Source organism: Paenibacillus sp. FSL L8-0663 (genome assembly GCF_038008125.1).
GTDB classification, from domain to species: Bacteria; Bacillota; Bacilli; order Paenibacillales; family Paenibacillaceae; genus Paenibacillus; species Paenibacillus polymyxa_D.
This window is the reverse complement of sequence record NZ_JBBOYM010000001.1, coordinates 230,340-255,041: the sequence shown is the minus strand read 5'-3', so window position 1 is coordinate 255,041 and position 24,702 is coordinate 230,340. Positions and strand designations below refer to the sequence as shown.

Annotated in this window: 17 protein-coding genes; 4 read left to right on the top strand and 13 right to left on the bottom strand. The window is 44.3% G+C overall.

Translation table 11 applies throughout. The features are described 5' to 3' along the window. Positions 1 to 16 precede the first annotated feature (16 nt). Positions 17 to 1,165, bottom strand: a complete 1,149-nt coding sequence (locus MKY75_RS01105) for an RDD family protein (protein ID WP_340884030.1) — start codon at positions 1,163 to 1,165, stop codon at positions 17 to 19. Then, complete coding sequence (locus MKY75_RS01100) at positions 1,149 to 2,015, bottom strand: LysR family transcriptional regulator (protein WP_340884028.1); 867 nt, start codon at positions 2,013 to 2,015, stop codon at positions 1,149 to 1,151. Before MKY75_RS01100 ends, MKY75_RS01105 begins: the two co-directional genes overlap by 17 nt. A 135-nt stretch (positions 2,016 to 2,150) precedes the next feature. Between MKY75_RS01100 and MKY75_RS01095 the strand changes: the two genes are divergently transcribed. Beyond that, positions 2,151 to 3,140 (top strand): zinc-binding dehydrogenase, encoded by a 990-nt coding sequence (locus tag MKY75_RS01095; RefSeq protein WP_340884025.1) that lies wholly within the window; start codon positions 2,151 to 2,153, stop codon positions 3,138 to 3,140. A gap of 88 nt (positions 3,141 to 3,228) precedes the next feature. Here the strand turns inward: MKY75_RS01095 and MKY75_RS01090 are convergent, their stop codons facing one another. The 3 genes from MKY75_RS01090 to MKY75_RS01080 all read right to left on the bottom strand — a co-directional run bounded on the left by MKY75_RS01090 (position 3,229) and on the right by MKY75_RS01080 (position 8,237). Then, on the bottom strand, positions 3,229 to 4,620 hold the full coding sequence (locus MKY75_RS01090; RefSeq protein WP_069010166.1) for an MATE family efflux transporter: 1,392 nt from the start codon (positions 4,618 to 4,620) through the stop codon (positions 3,229 to 3,231). 275 nt (positions 4,621 to 4,895) lie between these two features. Continuing rightward, positions 4,896 to 6,266, bottom strand: coding sequence for an MFS transporter (locus MKY75_RS01085; RefSeq protein WP_340884023.1), 1,371 nt, complete (start codon positions 6,264 to 6,266; stop codon positions 4,896 to 4,898). A 27-nt stretch (positions 6,267 to 6,293) separates the two neighbouring features. Beyond that, complete coding sequence (locus MKY75_RS01080; RefSeq protein ID WP_340884022.1) at positions 6,294 to 8,237, bottom strand: glycoside hydrolase family 127 protein; 1,944 nt, start codon at positions 8,235 to 8,237, stop codon at positions 6,294 to 6,296. 193 nt (positions 8,238 to 8,430) lie between these two features. Between MKY75_RS01080 and MKY75_RS01075 the strand changes: the two genes are divergently transcribed. Together MKY75_RS01075 and MKY75_RS01070 are read left to right on the top strand one after the other, a co-directional pair. After that, positions 8,431 to 9,306, top strand: coding sequence for a helix-turn-helix transcriptional regulator (locus MKY75_RS01075; RefSeq protein ID WP_069010168.1), 876 nt, complete (start codon positions 8,431 to 8,433; stop codon positions 9,304 to 9,306). 110 nt (positions 9,307 to 9,416) lie between these two features. Further along, on the top strand, positions 9,417 to 10,814 hold the full coding sequence (locus tag MKY75_RS01070; protein ID WP_340884020.1) for a phytase: 1,398 nt from the start codon (positions 9,417 to 9,419) through the stop codon (positions 10,812 to 10,814). A 100-nt stretch (positions 10,815 to 10,914) separates the two neighbouring features. On the opposite strand, the gene MKY75_RS01065 is transcribed toward MKY75_RS01070, so the two are convergent. From MKY75_RS01065 to MKY75_RS01030, 8 genes are all read right to left on the bottom strand, one after another. Continuing rightward, entirely contained in the window at positions 10,915 to 14,664 is a 3,750-nt protein-coding gene (locus MKY75_RS01065) for an alpha-L-arabinofuranosidase C-terminal domain-containing protein (protein ID WP_340884017.1), read from the bottom strand. 223 nt (positions 14,665 to 14,887) lie between these two features. Beyond that, on the bottom strand, positions 14,888 to 15,880 hold the full coding sequence (locus tag MKY75_RS01060; RefSeq protein WP_029516925.1) for an SPFH domain-containing protein: 993 nt from the start codon (positions 15,878 to 15,880) through the stop codon (positions 14,888 to 14,890). A 44-nt stretch (positions 15,881 to 15,924) separates the two neighbouring features. After that, a complete protein-coding gene (locus MKY75_RS01055) occupies positions 15,925 to 16,719 on the bottom strand; it encodes a TPM domain-containing protein (protein WP_340884014.1) in 795 nt (264 codons plus the stop codon). After that, complete coding sequence (locus MKY75_RS01050; protein WP_069010173.1) at positions 16,716 to 17,750, bottom strand: TFIIB-type zinc ribbon-containing protein; 1,035 nt, start codon at positions 17,748 to 17,750, stop codon at positions 16,716 to 16,718. Before MKY75_RS01050 ends, MKY75_RS01055 begins: the two co-directional genes overlap by 4 nt. Positions 17,751 to 17,777: 27 nt before the next feature. Continuing rightward, complete coding sequence (locus MKY75_RS01045) at positions 17,778 to 18,398, bottom strand: PspA/IM30 family protein (protein ID WP_340884012.1); 621 nt, start codon at positions 18,396 to 18,398, stop codon at positions 17,778 to 17,780. A gap of 184 nt (positions 18,399 to 18,582) precedes the next feature. Then, a complete protein-coding gene (locus MKY75_RS01040; protein ID WP_340884011.1) occupies positions 18,583 to 19,425 on the bottom strand; it encodes an aldo/keto reductase in 843 nt (280 codons plus the stop codon). Positions 19,426 to 19,698: 273 nt separating this feature from the next. Further along, the gene (locus MKY75_RS01035; protein ID WP_340884008.1) at positions 19,699 to 22,083 is read right to left on the bottom strand and encodes a phosphoketolase family protein; all 2,385 of its coding nucleotides are present in this window, start codon (positions 22,081 to 22,083) and stop codon (positions 19,699 to 19,701) included. A gap of 294 nt (positions 22,084 to 22,377) precedes the next feature. Beyond that, positions 22,378 to 23,100 carry a GntR family transcriptional regulator gene (locus MKY75_RS01030; RefSeq protein ID WP_023986502.1) on the bottom strand — a complete coding sequence of 241 codons (723 nt, stop codon included), beginning with the start codon at positions 23,098 to 23,100 and terminating at the stop codon, positions 22,378 to 22,380. A gap of 352 nt (positions 23,101 to 23,452) precedes the next feature. Here MKY75_RS01030 and MKY75_RS01025 point away from each other — a divergent pair, with 352 nt between their 5' ends. Further along, the gene (locus tag MKY75_RS01025) at positions 23,453 to 24,604 is read left to right on the top strand and encodes a glycosyltransferase family 2 protein (protein ID WP_340884007.1); all 1,152 of its coding nucleotides are present in this window, start codon (positions 23,453 to 23,455) and stop codon (positions 24,602 to 24,604) included. The last annotated feature ends 98 nt before the right edge of the window (positions 24,605 to 24,702 follow it).

Below are 24,702 nucleotides of genomic sequence, written 5' to 3'. Positions count from 1 at the left end.
TTGCTTCATGTTCACTTCACAGCATGTTCATTTCGCGGAAACTGTCTCTAATCTTGCGCAGCTCTTGCTGTGCTCGACCATAGCGGGAAGCGTAGGTCCAAGCAAGCACTTGATGATAATGCGAAGGTGTTTCAATCGTGGTCACGTTATACATGGCCAGATTCCCATCTATTTTTCCTTTTAGGGTAAACTCAATGGCAGGATATCCGTTCACCACCATATCTGAAGCGGTCCCCAATTCAGGGTCCGTAATTCCTGACACCAAATGATCCTCAATGATTCCTTTATATTCTTGAAGAGTCATACTGCTGTCAAAATCGCTTTTCGGTTCAGACAATACAATCAGATATCTTTCGGTAAATTCATTTTTAATGGCGATGTCCGCATCCTCATTAATCCTATTATCTCGTGACCAATTCCAGGGAGCCGTAACCGCAAACTGGCTATCCTTACTGGTAAATACCTCAGGCTTCATGATTTGCGTAATGAGCGTAGAAATTAAAGATACAGCAAAGACAATTGAAATGATCGTCGTCAGGATGATTGCTCCTGCAATAATTCCGGTTTTCTTTCTGCCCACCTTTCCCAAATCCCTTACCTTAACCACATATGTATTCGCAGCCATATCTCCAATCCGTTGTTTCCGAGGTGTCACCAGCACACATATACCGGCGGGCAGTCCCATGAAAAGCAGCGGATTCGTATCCACCAGATGTATGAGAGTGCGGATCAAGGATTTAACCATGCCTGGCGGCCTTCCTTCTCCATTCACAACCTGAATACGAAGTACAAACTTGCCCAGCGTATAACCTGTAAGTCCTTCCAGTAACAGATAATAGCAGAAGGAGCCGATCAGGAAGAGCATCACTACCATACCCATATTTGGGGTTTCCGCTTCAGCTACTTTTTCCGCTGTAAAATATACCAGCCCTCCGTACCCAAAGACGATAAGAATGAAGTCAATCATCCAAGCCGCCCATCTTCTGAAAAAGATAGAGGCACCGTATGTTTCTGATAATACTGCCATCTTATCCGGTTCTCGTCGCTGATAACCGCCATTCCTCACAAATTCTCCCGGAGCTACTGTAGATGGATTTTTCAATAAATTAGGTTCTTCCAAATGATACACCCCTGATGTCAATTTAATCCTAGTTAAGTATAGCATCCTTTTTCATCCAATGGAGCAAGCCTGACAGTGCACTGGAGTAAACCGAATCCCGCCGATGAACAAACCACACCTCTAATTTACGATATTCCTCAGGTAAACGATGAGAAGCAATACTTCCCGCCTCCTCTGCCTTTGCAATCGACGATTGTGGCAGCATGGACACTCCCAGGCCAGAAGCTACACCACCCAAAATGACTTCCAATGTCCCAAACTCCATAACCTGATACGCATCCACACCTGCTTCGCTCAGAAAGCTTTCCGCTCTTGTACGATGCGTGCAGCCTACGTCGAAGAACAGCATAGGCTTGGCAAGCAACTTGCTCATATCACTTTCTCCCGGTTCCGAGATGAGTACCAACTCCTCTTCAAACGCCGCAACATGCTCTATATGCGGATCATCGACGGGGCCATAGACGAACGCTCCATCTAATTCGTAATTTAATACCTTTTGTACGAGATCATGGGTGCTGCCTGTCATAAGCGATAGATGGACATCAGGATATTGAGCGTGATATTCCATCAATAAAGAGGTCAGATGCGTAACCGCCGCCGTCTCAATCGAGCCCAGTCGCAAAGGTCCCGCGGGCTGGTCTGAATATTGAGTGGACTTTACAGCCTCGTCCAGCAAGGTCAGTATGGTATCCGCATATTTCAGCAGATTCTCTCCTGCTGGCGTTAACGTCATTCCCCGGTTAGTTCGGCGAAATAGCGGTACGTTCAATTGTGCCTCAAGCTGCTGAATCCGCGAGGTCACATTGGACTGTACATAATTCAAAACTTGCGCAGCCTTCGTGATACTGCCCTCGCGAGCGACGGCCCGAAAAATTTTCAAATCACTGCTTTCCATGTATACGTCACCTGCTTGGTATGATCATTTGTGATACTCACGTTCGATTTTGTTCATTTTACCGGATGCTTGCCGCTCTGTACAATTCAATATACATGCAATTGCATCTAAATTCGCACCACGGGAGGTTTTAAAATGAAAGCCGTGATACATGCCAGCAAAAACGGCCCTGAGGGTCTGATGTATACAGACGTTACGGACAGACAGCCAGGGAACGATGAGGTGAGGGTAAAACTCAAAGCCGCAGGCTTGAACCATCGAGACTTATTCCTCATGGCAGATCGAGCTGCCAACGATGCTCCACTCATTCTCGGATCCGATGGAACAGGTGTGATCGAGGCTGTGGGTGCTGGCGTCCCAACCTCGCTGGTAGGCACCGATGTAATGATCAATCCCTGTATCGGATGGGAGAATACGCATCATGTTCCCTTAGTTCCAGCCATTCTGGGCGGACCTTCGGACGGGACATTCGCTGAATCGGTTATCATCCCCGTCCAAAATGCCGTCAGCAAGCCAGCATACCTTTCATGGGAAGAAGCAGGGGTACTGCCTTTGTCTGCTTTGACCGCTTACCGCGCGCTCTTCACAAGAGGCCAATTGCAGGAGGGTGAGCACGTCCTCATTCCCGGTATTGGCGGTGGTGTAGCCACGTATGCCATGCTTATGGCTTTAGCGGCAGGTGCACGGGTCAGCGTCACATCACGCAGCGAAGCAAAGAGGCAGGCTGCCCTCGTCCATGGCGCTAATCATGCATTCGACAGCCATAGCGGATGGAAAGAAAATATGAACGGAGACACCGTAGATCTGGTCCTTGACAGTATCGGTCCTGCTACGTTCGATAAATATTTAGATGTCCTCAAGCCAAACGGTCGGATTGTTACATTTGGCGCAAGCTCAGGAGATCAAGTAGAGATTCCACTGCGGTCTATATTTTTTCCTCAAATCAGTATCATCGGCACCTCTATGGGCAGTGGCGAGGAATTCGCAGCTATGCTTCAGTTCATGGAGCGCCATGCACTCCATCCGATTATAGATAGCGTATTTCCTCTACAAGACACAGCAAAAGCCTTCCACCGTATGCAGCAGGGAGCGCAGTTAGGCAATATAGGAATCAGGATAGAGTAAGGAGTCTAAACGAAGTATAGGAATGGAAAAAAATCCACTACCGTAAAATGCCTTCATCCAGAAGTCAATTTTATGGTAGTGGACCTATTTAGTCGATCAAACGATGCTGGACCCATTTGTTGCCCCGGAAGCGCCAAAGGAAAACGAGTCCCCGCACGCCCCATTCAATATCCATAGCCAACCAGACACCAACAATCCCCAAGTTGAACACAATGCCCAAAATATACCCGAGCACCACCCGACACAACCACATGGACAGCATTGAGGTGAGGGACGTAAATTTTGAATCACCTGCTGCCCTTAGTGCAGAGGGTGTGATAAAGGCAATGGACCAGAGCGGAATCTGGGCCAACGTATTAATCAGTATGACAACAAATATGTCATCTACGATTTCGGCAGGCGGATGAAACAGCCCCACCATCGGCTCAAACAAAGGCATCAGGATTAATCCCATTACAATAAACGAACAAGACGACAGCCAAATAAACGATTTGGTAAACTTGCGGGCATCCTCGACATTTCGACGTCCCATGCATTGACCGACCACGGTTACAATCGTAAGAGCCAAAGCATTCGCAGGGATTTGGAACACGTTAGCTAGGGATGAGCAAATGGCATTCGTCGCCAACGCATTGGTTCCCAGACTCACAATGAAAATTTGGGTTAAAATTTTCCCCCCATTAAAAAACATCTGCTCCGCTGCAAAGGGAAGCCCGATAAACAAAATCTTTTTAAGCATGGCCAGATTAAAGTAAAGCATATCTCTAAGCTGAACACGCAAGTCATCATCTACCCTGACCAAATAGATCAGCGCGCACACTGCTCCTGCATATCTGGACACATTGACGGCAATCGTCATGCCCAGCACACCCATATCCAATACATTAATGAATACCACATTGAGGAGCACGTACGAGAGGTTCATGATGAGAGAAAGAGCCAGCGATGCCCTCGTCTTCCCGATCCCCCTCAGCGCTCCACACACCGCCTCAACGATTGCAATCCCCACAAAAGACATACAACTTCCCAGTAGATATACCTTACCGTTAGCTAATACATCAGGCGAGGCGGAACCAAACAGAACACTCAAAATCGGATTGTACAACACGATCATAAACAAACTGATACATAAGGCCAGCAAGGAAACGGAGGAAATGGTACCGGATGCGGCTTTAGAAACCATGAGGTCGTTACCGCTCCCCTTATACTGTGCCACGACAACCGTTCCCCCGGTAGACACTGCGACAAACACATTAATCAGAAAAATATTCAAAGAATCAATCATATTTACGGCACTGACTGCCGCCATCCCCGACGAGCTAATCATAGCCGTGTTCACCAAATTAAGACCCACGATAAAAGCCTGATCAATCAGCAGCGGGATAAACAGCGCAATCATCTGTCGATAATCAATAGACTCTCCTGAAAAATGCTTATTCAGAAAGCCATGTGTTCTCATCCTTACACTCAGTTGACTCATATCATCACATTCTTTTTCTCAAATTGAAAAAAACCCTTCAACAGAAGAGCCTTCATGGCGAAAAAATGTATAAAGTTGCAAGGCTAGATGTGTCTAGTTCTTGATTCTGTACACTTTTCTCTACATAGAAGTATTGCTCCAAAAGAAAATCCTGTCAATGGTCTTGCTCACATTTGAATAGAAAATAACAGAAAAACCTGCTCAGCTCAGTGAACAGGTTTTGCAGCAGTATTATAATGCCTTAATATGTCATTAAAACCTTGTTAAAAGAATGTCTATGATCTTCTCGCAATCAAATCTTGTTGAATAGAAGCTTCATTCTTTTCGAATTTTTTATAAAAAAACATAGGAATGATCCCGATCAAGAAGATGATAAATGGCAGCCAGATAAAGCTGAACTGAATGCCAGACAACGCCGTAGGGGTTTGAACTTGCCCAGCGATGTAACCGGTGCTGCCCATAATCCATGCTGGCAATAATCCGCCAATTCCGCTACCCGCTTTAATACAGAATGCGCTTCCAATAGAGGTCAGGAAGCCACTTGCCCGAATACCATTTTTCCATTCCCCATAATCGACTGTATCTGACAACATCGCAAACGGCATAGAACATGCAAAGCCTGATCCTAACGCACCAATAATCCAGCCGATAATAATGAGAGTTAAGTCTGTACTTCCCATTAAAATCACGACTTGACCCAGCGCAGCTAATATCAATCCGATAATCATAATCGCATTTTTACTTAATTTTCTGGAAAAAAACGGAATCAGAACCATCGAGATCAACTGTAAGGAGGTCAGTCCATTGATTAAAGGTACTAAGTCCTTACTGTCCAGATTGTATTGCAGATAAAAGATGAGCGTTGCTGAACGAATATTCAAACCGATCCAGTAACACAAGTTGGCAGCTACAACGAGCATCCAGGGCCAGTTTCGTTTGATCGCTGTGAAGCTTTTAGCAATGGGAACGGACTTCGTTTTCACTGCTGCATTTTCTCGCAAATCGGCAAACGCTATGAGAAACATAATAATCGCCATGATTCCAAATAAAACAAGCGTTAAGGAAAATCCTTTTTGATCATTCCCCTGTCCAAAGAAAGCAACCAAAGGTAACGTAAACGTCGTGGCGATGAAGAAGCCCACATTCCCCCCTACCATGCGGAAGGAGTTCAAGACGACGCGTTCATTAGAATTGGTGCTCAGGTTAGGCAGAATAGACGTAATCGGCGTACTAATTCCTGTGTACAGGATGCCGGCTATGATATACGTAATGGCGGCATATGCAATTTTGCCCGACTCACTCCAATTGGGCGTCGTAAACGTAAGGACCATGAACACAGCGAACGGGATTGCTAACCATAGAAAATAGGGTCTGCTCTGGCCGTATTTTGACTTCGTTCGATCAATCAGGATGCCCCAAATCGGGGCATCAATAGCATCAATAAAACGGGTGATAAATAGTAATGTCCCGGCAATCCCGATAGAAAGACCGAATACATCTGTATAAAAATATAATAGATAACTGGAAATGACACAGTACAACAGATTGCCGGCCGTATCCGTTAATGAATAGCTGATTTTACGATGAAAAGGAACGGTACTGGTTGCCTTTTCCGGTGGTTCTGTACTCACAATTCTCGTACTCATGATCTTTCCTCTCCCCATGCGAATGAATTATGATTCATAAACCCATACACGCATTTCCCCTTTAGCCCGATTGCACCAGGCGTAGTAAGGAATGGCGGTAATTTGTTGAGGAACAAATTCAGGGGGCTCCGAGCTGTATAATGCATTCGAATTTTTTACCCGGTGTCCCTCTATGGTCAGCTTTACAATGCCACCCAGCAGGTTTCCGCTGAACTCTTCCGTAATAAGACTATCCTTCGTCAATCTTAATCCTGCCAAATTCGCTCCATTATCCACTTCTTCCAGGCAAAACACGACTGGTCCGCGTTGGAGAGCAATTTGCTGCTGGTTCATGGAGACCAGCGGATTGCTCCGAATGCGCTCAACCGGCATAGCCAAATGCAGGGTAACTACATCTCCGTCCTTCCAAGTACGCTGAATCTCGATATAGCCTTTTTCCAGACGATCTAATGATATGGTTTCCCCATTCACCTTTACCTCTGCCTGCTTGCACCACCCTGGAATTCGCAGTGCCCATTTAAAGGGAGTTGGCTCTGTTACATGGATCGAAAAGATTAGATCCGCATCCCATGGATAATGATGAGTTTGTGTAATTTCAACCTCATGACCAGATAAAGTCATGTTCACCTTGCTGGCAATGTACAGATGCGTATACAACGTATCGTCCGTTTGGGTGTACATATTGTCCTCAACCGATGCAATCATTCGTGCCAAATTGGGCGGACAGCAGGCGCAGAAAAACCATTTTTGCCGTTCTGTTTTTACATGCTCTTGATCTTTTCTGGATTTTTGAAAGGGATTAACCTCCAACGGATTCACGTAGAAAAATCGTTTCCCGTCCAGGTCCATCCCACTAATCGTCCCGTTGTATAGCGCACGCTCCAGCACATCGGCATATTTCCGGTTCGGCGCTAAGCGCAACATACGATTGGCCCAAAAGGCCAGCCCTACAGAGGCGCAAGTCTCACAGTACATGCTGTCATTAGGAAGATCGTGATGGCAAGTGAACGCTTCCGCGTTTACAGTAGAACCGATCCCTGCGGTGATGTACATTTTGTGATTCGTGACATCATCCCACAGCGTTTCACAGGCTTGTAACAGGGAAGCATCCCCTGTTTTCGCGGCCAAGTCCGCCATCGCAATATACAGGTACACCGCTCTTACTGCATGGCCGACTGCCTCTTTTTGTTCCCGCACAGGTTGGTGTGCTTGCTGGTATTCGAAGCCTAAGCCAAAATTAATGTTGTTCTCATCATTCCAGGTGGGCTCTGTTTGAATATGTTTTCTCTTTTCTTGTTCCTCTGCAAAGTAAATAGGATGCTGTCCCCGCTGTTCAATAAAATATTGCGCTAATTTGAGATATTGATCCTTTGCCGTTACGTCGTATAATTTGATCAAGGCCAACTCAATTTCTTCATGTCCCGGGTAGCCTTTCCGTTTCCCTTCTTCCGTACCAAAAATCTGCTGAATCAGGTCTACGTATTTCTCCATAATGTGAAGAAACTTCGTTTTGCCCGTCGTTTCATAATAAGCAACAGCCGCTTCTATAAAATGCCCTGCACAATACAGCTCATGGTTGTCTCTTAGGTTCGTCCAGCGATTGTTGGGTTCCTTAAGCAGATAGTACGTATTCAGATACCCATCCTCAGCTTGAGCTCTTCCCAACAATTCAATCACTTCATCAGCCCGCTCCTCAAGCACAGGATTCGGATGGTCCCTTAAGCTAAAGGCAACTGTCTCCAGCCATTTGGCAAGATCACTGTCCTGGAAAACGGTTCCATAATACTCCCCACTGGATTCCCCGGCTGCAATCCTAAAGTTTTCAATCGCATGACTGGGTTCTGTATCTGGTAATTCATCATTTAATGCTTTCCACTGATAAGGAATAACCTCTTCCGCCACAACCTGCTTATACTTTTTCCAAAATAAATCGTCAACGATGACATGCTTAACTGGCTTTGCCGTTTTCATTGGATAAACATCCCTTCCTGTAAATAGAACGCTTTCATTTTTTGAAAAATAAGGATAAAGTATTGATAATATCGTACAAGCTAACCTGAGTTCCCCTTGCTACAGTCCTTATTTTATCAACCTGAATTTATAAAAAAAATCGCGATCTTTAACTAAAACTTATACGATTTCACACACAAAGGAGCTGGCTTCCATGAGCAAAACAGACTTTCTATCATTCCTTGTTCCTCCACTGCCTTATTTCATTGAGGGGAATTTTACTACATATCAAAAAGGGGATTGGCACCCGAATAGGTATAATCTGGGTTATTTTGACGTAATAATCATTAAAGAAGGATTGCTGCACATTGGTGAAGAGGACGAAGTGTGGAAGGTAACTGAAAATTACGCTCTCATTCTTGAACCGGATAAACATCATTTTCCCATTGAGGCATGTACAGAACAAACCTCCTTTTACTGGTTCCATTTTCAAACCAATAGCATGTGGTGCGCACAATCCTCGTCCAATCCTATTATACCCAGCACTCCCATTCCCGAGCTGCATTTTCATTCAGAACATACGACCATTCATTTGCCTAAAATTCAAAAAGTGGTGAATCCACATGAGCTATTTTCGAAATTAGACTATTTACTAGCCTCTACTTTAAAACCTAGAAAACTGGCACTCTGGGAGGCCCAACAGACGTTTGTGAATGTTTTTCAGAGTTTGGAGTATGATCAGAATAATAAAGACAGCTCCTCTAAGTTGGCGGAACAGATCGAAATATACCTAAAACAGAATTACAAAAATACAATCACCAATAAAGATTTGGAGACCCATTTTCACGTACATCAGAACTATCTCGCTAGATGTATGAAGGTCGCCTTCCAGCGCACACCGCTTGAATATTTAATGGATTATCGACTGGATCAAGGGCGTAGTCTTTTGCTACAAACCGACTGGTCTGTCCAACAAATTACCGAGGAAACGGGTTTCTCCCAAGCAAGCTATTTCTCCAAATGCTTTAAAGAAAAATTCGGAATGTCTCCGAAGAATTACAGACAGCAATACTGGAAACCAGTTCACTGATTGCTTACATCATCTTTATATTCCCTTTACATTTTCATTGTTTTCTTTTGATATTCTCGCTTTATACTGAGTCGGTTATATCATTTGCACTTCAGAAAAGGGGCATACATATGAAGTCAACTAAACTCGCATTATTAGCCATGTTAACGGGGGTTCTGATATCACCAGAACTGACCCATGCGGCAAACATTCAGCCGTCCGGGTATGCACCACTACGAACACAGGCAGATAAAATGGGGGCGACCATTACATGGGATAGTGATGACCAGTCTGTTTTGGTCAAACTGAAAAATGGCATTGTCGGAACCTTTACAGTTGGTGAGAAGGAATATCGTCTAGCTGGACTAACCGGAAAAGCGGACCAGGAAATTAAGATGATGAATGGAACTGTATATCTTCCTACAAAACTTCTTACAGCGCTTGAAGCAGAGAACAACAAATATGCAGATCCTAAGGACGCAGTTCCCACCTATAAAGTGATTCCCTCTGCCGAAACAGAAGCTGTGGAGGATGGAGAAGACGCAGCCGACGACCCTGCCATCTGGCTCAACCCGGTCGATCCAGAAAAAAGTAGAATTTTAGCAACTAATAAAGGCGGCGGGATTTTAGTCTATGATCTGGAAGGCAAGCAACTGCAAAACATGAAGGTTGGAAAAATGAACAACGTGGATCTTCGTTACGGTTTCACCTTGGGCGGCAAAAAAATCGATATCGCAGGCGCAACCAATCGAACCAACAACACGATCGATATCTTTGCCATTGATGGTGCTTCAGGAAAGCTGACCAACGTGGTTGGCAAACCCATTAAAGCATCTATGAAAGAAGTATACGGATTCAGCCTATACCATAGCCTCAAGACAGATAAATTTTACGCGCTCGTATTGGGCAAAGAGGGTGAATTTGAACAATATGAGCTGACTGATGACGGAAGCGGCAAAATTGCAGGTAAGCTTGTCCGCCAGTTCAAGCTGGCTACGCAATCCGAAGGCATGGTTGCTGATGATGAATATGGTACGATCTACATCGCTGAAGAGGATCACGCCATTTGGAAGTATAGTGCCGAGCCAGACGGTTCTTCCGAGCCACTGCGACGTGTGGATATTGCAGATGGGCGCAGACTTCACGATGACATAGAGGGACTTACATTGTATTACGGTAAAGATGGCAAGGGATATCTCATGGCCTCCAGTCAAGGAAACAGTAGCTATGCGATCTATGAACGACAAGGCGACAATGCATATATAAGCAACTTTACGATCAGCGCAAGCCCAACCGTTGACGGTACGTCTGTCACAGACGGTATTGATGTTCTTGGCTACGGGTTAGGTAGGAATTTCCCTCATGGTATCTTCGTTGCACAAGATGACGAAAATCTCCAAAATGGGAAAAAGTTGAATCAGAATTTTAAAATGGTACCCTGGGAGCGAATCGCTACGGGAGCCCCTACCCCGCTAACGATAGACGATGGCATTAACCCACGTGAATTGGTGAACAGAAGCACGCAGTAATGCCTGTCGGGGAAATCAACTCAACATTCCGGCTCTATTCATAAAAAAAGAGGTGTTCCAAAAGCCATAAAACGGCTACTTGGGACACCCCTTTTTGTTTTTAAGCGGAAAAAGGTTTAAGATCCAGCACCAACACATTTACCGAGTTGGCTGGTAAGTCTAAGAGAACAGAATCCGTCTGAAGCGTGATCTGCTGTTCGGTAGGCACTACCTTCTCATCATTCTTCTTGTTCACGTTAGGTACATGAACAAGCGAGGAATCGCCGGTTAGTGTAACCAGCTTAGCGATGGACTCAACACTCAAATCTTGTAGATTCAGCTGTATTACCTTATCCACGTTGTCGGCATTCACCAGCTTCACATATACATGCTCAGCATCTTGGGTTACCGAGTTGAACACGTCTCTGTTGTAAGCCTCCAGCTTATAATCCAGCACTTTACTGTTTGTCACGCCGTCGGTATATGAGCAAATCAGGTTGCTGCCTGTTTCACCGCCATAGTTCACTGTTATGGTGTAGTCCGTGTTGTCGGCCAACTCTTCATAGCTGGCCGCTCTCAAGTTACCTGCGGCTATACTGGAAGAGTAGTCACCCAATGTGTAGCCTTCTATGCCTTGCTTGTAAACCTTCACGCCGGTAGCCTTGCCGCCATAGCCGATCGCGTATTCGACAACGTCCTTTTTCTCCGCAGAAATATCCGTGAGACCCGCACCCACATAAAAACCGTCCGTGCCGGAAATGCGGGAGGCGATCACCTCTACCTTGTAATTGCTCCAGCTGTCGTTCAAGATGTACAGACCATTCAGACCGCTATCCTGAGCTTTGAGCACAAGCCCCTTGCCTTCCTCCACTGTGTAGCCCACGGAACCAGGAATGACCTGCCAGGCCGAATTTAATTCCTGGGCGAAATCTTGATCCAGCAGCACACTGCCGTCCTGGTTAGAGGTAACGGTGACACGCTTAATCATAACGTCGGCATTGCCTGTCGCGATTTCAATGCCACCCTGAGGAATGAGATCCGTTGGCTTGCCATGTTTGTAAGTAGAGAAAGAAGTGCGCAATACTTTATTTCCCAAATATTTAGCATACATTTGCTGTACATAGTAGTTCGGCGTAAACCACACCGTTTCGTCATCGAACCAGATGCAGTCTGGAGTCCATCTGTAGGTTCCATCTGTCAGCACCTTGTTAAACAGCGGTGCATAGGCAGCCAACCGAACGACATCGGCATTATTTTCGAAGCCCGTCATCACCGCTGCCTCTGCTACAGCGCCTGCCAATGTATTTTTATCGGTTGAGGCGTACTCCCCGACAAAAACCTTTGATGTCGCTTTCCAATTGATACTACCGTCCGCGTTATAAGCTCTGTAGTAGTAGTTATAGCGGTCCACGTTATTCAGCAGATATTCGTTAGAACGATAGTAGTGCTCGTCTGCAATGGTGTCCATATAGTCCTTTTGCTTCTCATACCAGGTAACAGTCTCTTCCGTCACCTGGTTACCATCAGCAAAAGCAACCTTAGCCGAGCCCTTCATATTACCGCTCAGGAACTTCCAGCCCTGCTGATAGGCATCGTCGTCCGCTTGAGCGCCAACCGTAGAGATGATATGCAGCTCATAACCCGGATAGTTTTTCTCCATGTACTCATCAATCGATGTCTTGAACACTTCAAAGTTGGCAAAGAACTCTGTGCCCCAGTTCTCGTTACCCACACCCAAATAACGCAGATCGAACGGTGCTTCATGGCCCATTTTTTTACGCATAGCAGCCCATTCATTATGTTCAAAATCCACACTAATCGCAAAGTCGATCAGATCCGTAAAGTTCTTAATATAGTATTCTCTTAATGCGCCTCCAGCCGGATGAGCGTAATCGGAACGGGCTTGACAGAGAACGCCACAGGCCATAACCGGAAGCGGTACTGCATTCAGGTCTTCTGCCAACTGGAAATATTCCATATAACCAAGGCCCATGGTCATCATATAGCCCCATACATTAAAGTTTTCCTTGCGTAGCTCGATATCCCCAATCGATTCCTTCCAATCGTATACGTTTTCCCATATAAACGAACCCTCGGAAATACAACCACCTGGAAAACGCAGAAACTTCGGATGCATGCCGACCAGTGCGTTCACCAAATCTTTTCTCAATCGGTAGTTAGGATTTCCCTGGAAGTTAGCATGTGCCGATGGGGATTGCTCTTCCTCTCCTGCGCCCCATACATCTTGTGGGAATAAAGAAACCATATCAACCGAAATGTCCCCTTCAAATGTAAGCGCCAGCTGCCCGAGAACCGTAGCTGAGCCTGTCAGCACAAGCTTGGAATCGATGCCGTACTTCTTCCACGTGTTACCGCCTTCCACCTGTATCGTAACCGAATCACTAATAGCCTTTTCATTCGAGTCTTGCAGTTGCAATGTGATTGTGCCCGCTGAATCGGCCTTCGCCCAAATGGTAAACTCATACTTGGCACCCTCTTGGATGGACATGGCGCAATTCTGGTTAGAGTCGGAAAAACCCTTGTTCCGAATCGTTGCACCATCCGCTACCGTCACATAATAAGAGTTCACTTCTTTGTCTTTTGCGCCTAAAAACTCATTTAATCCACCGCTATGTTGTGGAGTCATCTTGTCCGTATCACCAGACCAAGCGAACAACGGGTTGCGGTTCCGTCCTGTAGAACAGCCGCATTCACCGGAAGCATGGGAATACGTATCGAACTCGAAAGATTCGAAGGAGCGATTCTGAACGAGTTCTGCATAAATCCCGCCATCTGCTGCGTTATTGATATCTTCATAGAACAAGCCGTACATCACTTCGCTGACATCCACTACTTCCTTATCTCCATGAATGGTCAGCGTGTACGGAGGTAGCTGTTCAGGAAGAACGGATACTTCAAAGCTTTCTTCAATCTGGCTTAGGCCCTTCGTCAATAAAGCTGTGACGGTAACCCCTTGTGCGGAGGTAATCGCCTGCACCTGACCATTGTCAGAGAGTATACTAGGCTCGCTGGACTTCCAGGTCACTTCTACTCTACCGCCCATCAGAACGGTTGGCAGAGATAAGTCCTTGGTCACAATCGCCGTTGGAAAGGACAAATATTTATCTCTGGCAAGCTTCACGATCTCTTCATCTGTCAACGAATCGCACATGACCTCAATGACTTCATCTGCCGACAAGCCTGCTTTATAAATTCGAAAGTCTGAAACGGAGCCGGCAAAGTCTACATCCGCCGCATGCTGAGAGCGACCAATAAAATTGTTGCTGTAGTTGGACGAGTCTGTAAACGTTTCGAACCATTTACGCAGCTTGGCATAGTTACCACTAGAGGTTTGGCTGATGGAACCGTCCGCTACCACCTCACCATTGACATATACCACCGGACCTGCACTGCTTAATGTGCCGCCTTCCGTGCCGATCACAGACAGGGCTATGTGCATCCACTCATCCCTGACAAAACCTCTTCCCGGGTCTACGGACAAATCCGCCTCGGTGAAAAGGGTTCCGCGCAGATTCCGTGTCATGAACATATATGGCCCTGTATGGGCTTTACCAAAATCAAAAACACGTTCCCACATATCTGTGAATCTGCCGAAGTTGACCCAAGCAGTAACCGTCACACCGGTGTTATCGCTTACATCTTTGAATAGATCGGAAGGAAGCTGGATATACGAGGTACCGTTGGGGCCTCCCTCAAGCGTCAATGCCGCTCTACCGGTAGCATGGGAAATTGTGGGTGTTACTGTGCCTGAAGCAACCCCATCGTTACCTTGCCCTGAGCTATCTTTGCCGACGTTCTCTGCATCATCAAACTTGTAACGCGCAATGATTTGATCTTGGAATTTGGTCATCTTCGTTGCTCCTATACCTATAGTTTATTAATGTAATAACTAATTAGTTAATATAAATACATACCATACAGCTATAGTACCTTATCCTGAGTACCCTTTTCAATCCAATAAATCAGATTTATAAAGAAAATACTTGAACGAACTACATAAAAAAGCAGCTATCACAGAAGATACTCTGCGATAACTGCCTTTTGACTTGTAAAGAAGCTTGGCCGTAGCTATGTTATCCGTTCAATTTTTGTCCACAATTCGGACAGAAGTTAGCTCCTTCGTTTTTTGTACCGCAATTCGGACAAAAATTGGGCTTATTCCCGTCTCCAGATGAAGGGGGACCAGCAGGTGTAGGCTGAGTCTCAGCCGAAGGCTTTGGGTTCGGGTTCAAATTTTTCATCATTTCATTTGCTATATTCATCCCCATCATCATACTCGCCATATCCGAAGCTGCACCGCCGCCTTTTACATTACCCGATGCAATCCCGTCCGTCATCGTCACTTGTTGGTACTTTTGCAGATTACCGATCATTTCATGAGAGGCTGTCTTCGTAATCATATCTTGGATTTCTTGAGGATAATTGAAGCTCATCACATGAAAGCCAGTAATCGTCATACCGTTGTCCATCACTTGCATATCCAGATCTTCTTGAATACCTTTTGAAATGTCAGAAGCATTCGCCTGCAGATTGAACATGTCCTTTCCTTCTCTGCTGATCCACTTCATCAATAACTGATCCAATACTGAAGTAATGCGTATTTTAACATCCTCAACGAGATAACTGTCCTTCACTCCGGCAATCTTATCGATGAGCGTAACATAATCGTTCACTTTAAAATTAAATGTGCCATTGGCACGGATCGGCATCCCGCCTGGCAGCTGGGGAGTCGGGATCAGCACTGGATTCTGCGTCCCCCATTTGACAGTAAACTCCTTCGTATTAACGAATAAGACCTCTACCCTCATGCCACTGTTAAAACCAAATTTAAACCCTTTTAAGGTGGATAAAAATGGAATAATGTCAGAGTCCATGTTATATGACCCTTCATTCTCAAAAATACCCTCTATTTTGCCGTTATTTACAAAAATCGCGTCTTGACCGGAGCGGATAATTAACTTACTTCCTTTTTTAATTTCACGATTACTCCACTTCCAGAAAATCATATCATCTCTAAATTCTTCCCATTCTACAACATTTGCAAATTGATTTCTGAAGAATCCCATACTGTATCCATCCTTTCCGTTTAGGATTTTTGCAAAATCCTCAGTTAAAATGATCCTCTGCTGCCGCTATGCGAATGACCGCCGCTGGTAGTTCCGCCACCACCGCCTGAGCTACTGCTACTGCTGCTCTTTTCAATCTTCCGTTTCGTTGTCGTTGTGTGAAGATACTGATCTCGATGCTCCAGAACTCCTGAAGCGTTCGCATCCTCGTAGGTCTGTCGATTTACCGTAACCCGACCGCCAGAATTGGAAACCATCTTGCCCACGATCATCGCCGCCAATCCCAGTGCAATCGCCAAATGAAGCCAGCCTTTAAAAAATATACTGTCTGGGTTCACCCCTGAACGGATCGCCAAATATTTATGCGCGCCTAGAATATACTTTTGAAATGCCAGCCCATAGTTGCCGTTCGTCAGATCCGGGCTAATCTCATGGCGTATTTTAGTAAGCCTGTCATCATCCAGATACCGTTCTGCCTTATAAAATCCAGCCAAGTATACCTCTCTATTTCTCATATCCATCGTTAAAATAACCGCGTTCCCATGAGCTCTGTCATACCCTGGGCCATGGTCATCATAAAAGTCCTGCGTCATTTTCATAACATCCATATTGTCGGGATTGGGGGTTGTATAAATAATAATGTCCGTTTCTCTTTCAGCCCCGTATTGATTAGCCATCGTGTTCAACACATCATACTCTTCCTGATTGAGCAAACCCGCTTCGTCATAAATCAATGACTTCATTTCTGTCGTTGCTGGTTCGCCCTTCATTTCCATAGGAAGCGCCAGAAAAACAGCAAAGAACAACAAAACGGCTACAATGGCTCTATGTCTTTTCAATAGAATTCTCCTCCCATCATCAACCAAGTGATTAACCTTAATGAAAAGAGAGTAATTCCGAAAATGCCTGCAAACCAAGCCGTCACCTTGAACTTGCTAATCGGAGGCTTACCGACTACCTTGCCCGTCTGTCCGTTCATAGCAAACGTATGCTCCAATTGATTATAGTCATAGTGTATGACCCACACGGGGAGCAGGACATAATCCGCTTGTTTTAATGTAGTATCAATTTGCTTTTCCGTATAACTCACGGCCGTATACTCTGACACCGTAGAATGAATATAAGCATCAATATATTCCTTCACTTTTTCTTTCACTCGCGGGAAAAGCTCTTCTTCGTTATAACTGTATTTCTCTGCAATATAACCTGCTAGATATGGCATTTTAAAGGGTTTTAGCTGATCGTATGGAAATGGCTCCAATTTATCCATCAGCTCGTCGTTCATTTTCTCCGCAGCATCAATCGGAACCTTTACATAATTCAAACGGATTTTCCGATATACATCAAAATGCTTCGTTTCCGTATATTCGTAGTCTCCACTCGTATAGGTTCGCACTTGGGTACCTTCACCTTGAACCTCAATTTTATTATGTAATTCATATAACCAGAAAGGCACATACATCCCGGTTATTCCCTTGATTCGGTCTGCTATCATGAACCGATTCGGCGTCAGACGGCCATTCTTGCACCATTTTTTGAAAGCAGCTATGGCTTCTTCCTTACTGATTGAAAAAGGAATAACCTGCGCTGGAGCCAGCTTCCCAGTCAGTCGATCCCCGAGAACCACGGCAGAACCACAAAAGCTGCACACCGTTGCACTCGTCTCCACTTCGGTCATAATCACCGCTCCGCAGTTATTACAATGATACTCATGAGCCTCATCTTCTGAAAAAATACGATTTATCAGAGGATCAGGAATAGATTCGATATTGTCCTCTCTTCCGCAACTATGACAGGATAACCTCCCTGTCTCACTGTCAAAGACCATACCGCTGCCGCAGTTGGGGCATTTGTATTCGATAACCGGCATCTGCTCACCTCTTCATGTAGATACTTGTTATTCATCTTCTGTATTCGTACTCTTCTTGTATTGTGCAAATAAAGCATCCAGGTCGTCCTTCGTTCCTGCCCGAAGCTCAGCTATAGCCATCGCCTCATCATACGCTCTGTTCACCTGCTCTTCCATAACCTCAAAAGCAGAATTCTTGCTACCTATAGAATTCAAGGTTTGCTGTGCTTTGGCAACCGCCATCTTCCCTTTAAGTTCAGCGTGCCGCGCTTCTAGTTGCCCCATATCGGACACCAACTTCTCCTGCATTATCTTCATATTTACGGCGTTTGTCGAAGCTACATCATAGGACGTTTGTAATTGTTCCAATTTCTCCGCTTGCAAACCTTTTCTCTCCAGAAACTTTCGAGCTTCCTCTTCATTACCAGCTTCCACAGACTTACTGGCATAATGCTGGAGCTTTTTGATCCCGGCTTTGCATTCATCCAGTGCTCTTTTCGCCCTTCTCTCATCAGCCAATACTGATACCGTCTCCGCTTTCACCTTGCCTAGATCACTGTTCAAATTCCGCATATAATCGTCAATGGTTTTCTCCGGATCTCCCACCTTATCCATTAAGGCGTTAACATTCATTTTCATAATATCCCTAAACCTCGACAAAATTCCCATGATGACCTCCTTCGAAAGGACTACATTCCACCATATCATACATCAAATCCAGTAAAAAATGTTCATTATAGCTCTATATACTGACCCACTGATCACTTTCGGATGTGTGTTCGTTTTATGATAAAAGCAAAGGGTCCAAAAACCCGCTACAGATTTTTGAACCCCTTTATTTTATTGTTCCTGATTATAGTTCTTCATAGGACTTGGGGTCCTGCCCCCAGATCCGTCCATCCTCACTGCTAAATGCCGAAATCATGTTCATTTCCTCTGGAGACAACTCAAAATCAAAAATATCCAAATTCTCCGTTTGGTGTTTTAAAGAAGAGGCCTTCGGGATCGGGATTGCTCCAAGTTGGATATGCCAACGTAAAATCGCTTGTGTATTCGTTTTACCATGAGCAGCAGCAATTTTCCCAATCTCTTCATTCTCCAGCATACTGTGACCACGACCCAAGGGGCTCCACGATTCCGTCACGATGCCCTGTTCAGCATCTTTTGCACGCTGATGTTCCTGATTAAATAATGGGTGCAATTCAACTTGATTTAAGCTCGGCGTGACACCTGTTTCCCGAATTAAACGTTCATTATGCTCGGGCAAGAAATTGCACACCCCAATGGAACGGATATAGCCCCTTTTCTTCGCCTCAATTAACGCCTGCCAGGCTTCAACATATCGATCAATTTGGGGATTCGGCCAATGGATTAGGTACAGATCATAATAGTCCAGACCTCCTCTATATAATGACTCTTCGATCGTTACAATGGCTTCTTGGTAAGCATGTCGGCGACCTGGTAGTTTGGAGCAAATCAACAATTCTTCTCTGGGCACAGAGCTCTGCTGGACCGCTTTCCCGACAGCACCCTCATTTTCATAGTTGAACGCTGTGTCGATCAGACGGTAACCTGCATCAATCGCGCTGGTAATTGCCTTGACTCCATCTGCACCCTTCAATCCAGCAGTCCCAAATCCAATGACGGGCACCTTAGTGCCATCATTCAATACCTTCTCCGGAATTGGATCGTTCATATTAACAGCCTCCTTTACTATTCTCTTATACCGCAACACCTTTAATGCTCAGAAAAATACAGCAAATGACTCGGTTCCTCCTATACTTATTACCCACCAGTTCGTGACTTTCCTATTAAATTCTCTGTATGCTACATCAAAAAGTGCCTGATCCCCGTTGAAATCATACTTGAATTCAAGGAGTCAGGCACTCGTATACCGCTACCAAATCATATATTCCACTTCATGCTGAATTGCTTGGTTGTCCAACACAAAGTTGAAGCGTCTTAATTTTTATTTCAAGCCTTTCCATACCCAGTTCTCTACCTCTGGCAAGTCAATGCCCTCTTCGCGAATGAATTGATGATGTTTCTTAACCGTAGCATCCATTTCATCCACAATGTTGGTGTACTTCCCAGCGTCAGGTAAGTTGAGAACAGCTTCCTTCACTAAGTCAAAACGATCCATTTGATTCAATACACGCATATCAAATGGTGTCGTAATATCGCCGTTCTCACGGTAACCATGTACACGTAAATTATGATTGTGACGATCAAAGAACAAATCTTTGATCAGACCTTCGTAACCATGGAAAGCGAAAACTACTGGTTTATCCTTTGTGAAAAAATGATCAAACTCGGCGTCAGATAATCCACGCGGGTCTAGCTTTTGACTTCTCAGTTTCAGCAAATCTACCACGTTGATGTACCGAATCTTCAATTCAGGCAGTTTTTCATGCAAAATGGAAATCGCAGCTAAACTTTCAATCGTTGGCTCTGTACCAGCAGAAGCAATGACAAGATCAGGTTCTCCACCTTGATCTGTACTTGCCCAGTCAATGATCTTCAACCCTTTATCCACCAATTCCTTCGCTTCATCAGCAGTAAACCATTGTGGACGTGGGTGTTTGGACGAAACAATCAAATTGATCTTTTGACGGTCGTTTAAAATGGTGTCGAAAACAGCCAACAAGGAATTGGCATCCGCTGGCAGATACTCCCGAATAAATTCCGGTTTTTTATCAGCCAAATGACCCAACAAACCTGGATCTTGGTGTGTATACCCATTATGATCCTGTTGGAACACCGTTGAAGTTGCTACGACATTCAATGATGGGATATCTGCACGCCATCCTTGATCCGTTGCTTTACGCAGCCACTTAAAGTGTTGGGTGATCATTGAGTCAACCACACGCAGGAAAGCTTCGTAACTTGCAAAGAAACCATGACGACCAGTTAACACATAACCTTCCAGCAATCCTTCAGCTTGGTGTTCGGATAATTGGGAGTCAATTACGCGGCCATAGGACGACAAAAATTCATCATTAGGTTCAATAATTTGGTCCATCCATTGGCGTTTGGTTACTTCAAAAACAGGTGCCAAGCGGTTAGACATCGTTTCATCCGGCCCGAAGATTCTGAAATTACGATTTTCTTCATTTAAGACAACTACATCTTTAACGTATTTCCCTAAAACCGACATATCTTGCGCAATCACTTTACCAGGGACGGAATTATCCAGCGCATAGTTACGGAAATCCGGTAATTTCAAGTCTTTAATGAGGTTACCCGCATTCGCAACAGGGTTCATTCCCATACGTTTATCACCTGTAGGTAGAATTTCAGCAAGCTCAGGTTTTAAACGACCGTTTTCGTCGAACAATTCCTCTGGTCTGTAGCTATTCAACCATTCTAACAAAGCAGGTGCGTGCTGCATATTTTTTTGATCAACCGGAATTGGAACCTGATGGGCACGGAATGAATTTGTATTCGGCACGTTGTCCCATTCCTTTGGACCCGTCCAGCCTTTAGGTGAACGGAATACAATCATCGGCCACGCTGGACGAGTAAGATCATTATTTTCACGCGCATTCTTTTGAATAGCTTCAATTTTCTCGATGGCCGTATCCAATACTTTCGCCATTTCTGGATGCATGTGATCCGGATTTTCACCTTCAACAAAGAATGGCTCCCAGCCCAAACCTTTAAAGTATGAGGTCAATTCTTCTTTCGATTGACGAGACATAATCGTTGGGTTACTAATCTTAAAGCCATTCAAGTGCAAGATTGGCAGCACTGCACCATCCGTGATCGGGTTGATAAATCTGTTAGAGAACCACGAAGCGGCTAGTGGACCCGTTTCAGCTTCGCCATCACCAATAACAACAGCCGAAATCAGATCAGGATTATCCAGAATGGCACCTACACCATGAGAAAGGGAGTAGCCTAATTCTCCACCTTCATGGATAGATCCAGGTGTTTCAGGAGCAGCATGTGAAGCAATACCGCCAGGGAAAGAGAATTGTTTGAACAATTTCTTCATACCTGGGATATCTTGCGTAATTTGCGGATAGATTTCGGTGTAACTTCCATCCAGATATGAATTTGAAACCATAACCTGACCGCCGTGACCAGGGCCCTCAATGTAAAGCATGTTCAAATCATATTTATTAATAACACGATTTAGATGTGCATAAATAAAGTTTTGTCCTGGAATTGTGCCCCAGTGTCCAATAGGCTTAACCTTCACATCTGAATCTTTTAAAGGCTCTCTCAACAAAGGATTATCTTTTAAATAAAGCTGACCTACCGAAATGTAGTTCGTTGCACGCCAATATGCATCAAGTTTTTCTAAATATGTTTTAGATGAATAATCTGCTAACACGGGTGATAATGACATGGTGTCCACTCCCTAAGTAGTATTGTTTGTAATTTATTTCCGGAAATTTCATCTACATGTACATCATAACGCCGTGCCGATTAAATTCAACCTTTTTCACAAGTGATACGGTCCAATTTTGTGAAATTTTGAACATACTATGAAATATAAATTAAAAAGACAGTAAAAAAGCTCTTACATTAAAATATATAGAAGTATAAACCAATAAAATTTGTAATAAACGTTGCAATCGCAGGCTCCAATCCTTTTCTCAAAATTATAAAAAAAAGACCGGAGAATTCTCCAGTCTTATCATTAGTGAACCGATACAAAGGTATTAAATTTTAAATATTTGTAATGAAATCGCATATGAGAAAACTCAAATGGCGTACCGTTATCTAAAAAGAACACACCTTCCATAATACCTACAGGCTCATTTTCATTTAAATGTAGCAGCTTTTGATCATTCTCTTGAGACGGTTCTGCAAAAATGGATAAAAAAGATTTGGTGACGGCCAAGTTCCGCGAGTCCTCCAAATAATTAAAAATGGACCCCTCGATAATTGTCTGATTTAAATTCTGGACAATTTTAATGGGAATATAGCCCGTTTCAATCATAAAAGGATCATCATCAAACAGACGTAAGCGGACAATTTTGTAAACAAAATCATGAGTCTCCAAGAACAAATCGCGCTGTAATTCTTCTGTTGGCGGAATGACCTCAAAACTCAATACTTTGATCTTAGGCTTTTTACCATGCATTTGAAAATTATCAGTGACTCCTAGATTAGAGCCTTCGTAGTTAAAGATAGATTCATTTCTTATGTATAATGGATTAATAAATGTCCCGGAACCTTGTTTTTTAAAAATAATTCCGACATTCTCCATTTTAGTCAGAGCACGTTTAATTGAACTACGACTAACCTGGTAAGTCTCACTAAGACTACGTTCATCTGGCAATCTCATATCTGCAAACTTTCCAGCAAAGATTTTCATCTTGAGATCGTCAATAATTTGCTTATAGACAAATTGTGTCATATAGTACTCCTCTTTCAGGTCTTCTATAACTCCATATAGTTTACCATAACTTGCCCATTTCATCTCATGTTTGTTTCTGTATGCTGAGTGGGCTTTCAGCGGATAGGAAACGCCCGCGCTTTTACTTTACATCTCTATGCATAATACCATGATTATACATACATAACACCACTGAACGTACCTGCAAATTAGCAGAAAATACAGAACTCCCACCTTAACTTCCGCGATAAGACCAAGCCTGTTTCGAACCTTGAGGGATGTTTGACTAGACCAGGCTAAAATCCTTGAATACATTGTTATTATTTATCTTGTTCATACGTTCACTAATAAAAATGGTGGGGGGGAGATCATATTGGCTATCCGCTACAGCGTCATCATTCCAACCTATAATCGAGTCCAGCAATTGTTGCTTACACTCGCTTCATTTGAGACACAAACCTATCCAAAGCAACTATTCGAAGTCATTGTAGCTGATGACGGTTCTACAGACGGAACGAGAGAAATGGTCGAAGGCTTCAAAGCATCCTATCCTCTTATCTATGTGTCACATCAGGAACAACGCGGTCGATCTGCCGTTCGAAATTTGGGACTGCGCCGTGCAAGAGGGCTATACATCATCTTCTGCGACGCTGACTTTGTAGTATTACCGGAATTTATTAGGATCGTGAGCCGTTATCACCGTAAATATCCCAAGTCCGTGCTTTCAGGCATTCCTCACTCGTGGGACGATGCTTTTACCCATTATTACCCTGACTTTTCTCCTGAAGAAAAAGAACAATGTCGCAACATACTTACGCAGTCCAACTTATGGAATGCTGACTATGAAGCAGCAAACGAAATTACTCCGATCATAACCCCAGAAGATATCCTTCACCAAACGGGTGCACTGTCTAAAGTAGTTAGTCCCACAAGGGTTCCTCCGAATACGCAGAAACAATTTGCCTCAACGGACGTAGCCCCCTGGATGCTGCTGGTTACTCGTTGTGTAGCCACCAGACGCAGTCACTTGATTCGTATTGGAGGTTTCAATGAACGGTTTGTGCTCTATGGACTCGAGGACTGGGACCTTGGCTATAGACTGCATCGCTTGAAGATCCCTTTTTATTGCATCAAAGAGGTGGTCGGGTATCATCAGGAACATCCCACCTATCTTAGAGGTAACGTGTTAAATACGGAAAATCTGAGAATCATGTATGAAACCTACGGATTCAATGACTCCTCGTTAAATTTATTCGCCCTTATCCCTCCATCCGAGGACTTCGAGACCTACAAAAATACATTGCGGGTATTGCGCAGGGGATTCCGCTCTAGGTTAACACGCTCATCAGCACTGTTATTAAGAAGAACACTACGCATTGCAGCCAAACAGTTCTACGATCAAAGCCATACTCTTGCATACAAAAAGTCATTACACTTGATAAAAAGGAAAGCAGCGAACCGGAAAAGTCGAGTCGCTCACGTATTACGAGAAATGCTGGTGAAGTCTGAAAAGCTGGTAGAATAGCAAGAGGCCGGAAGAGCACGAGACACATGAATTTTTCCCGTAATAAAAAGACTCCTCCATCTGAGAGCAGGCCAAACTCGGCAAGCTGTCTTATGGAA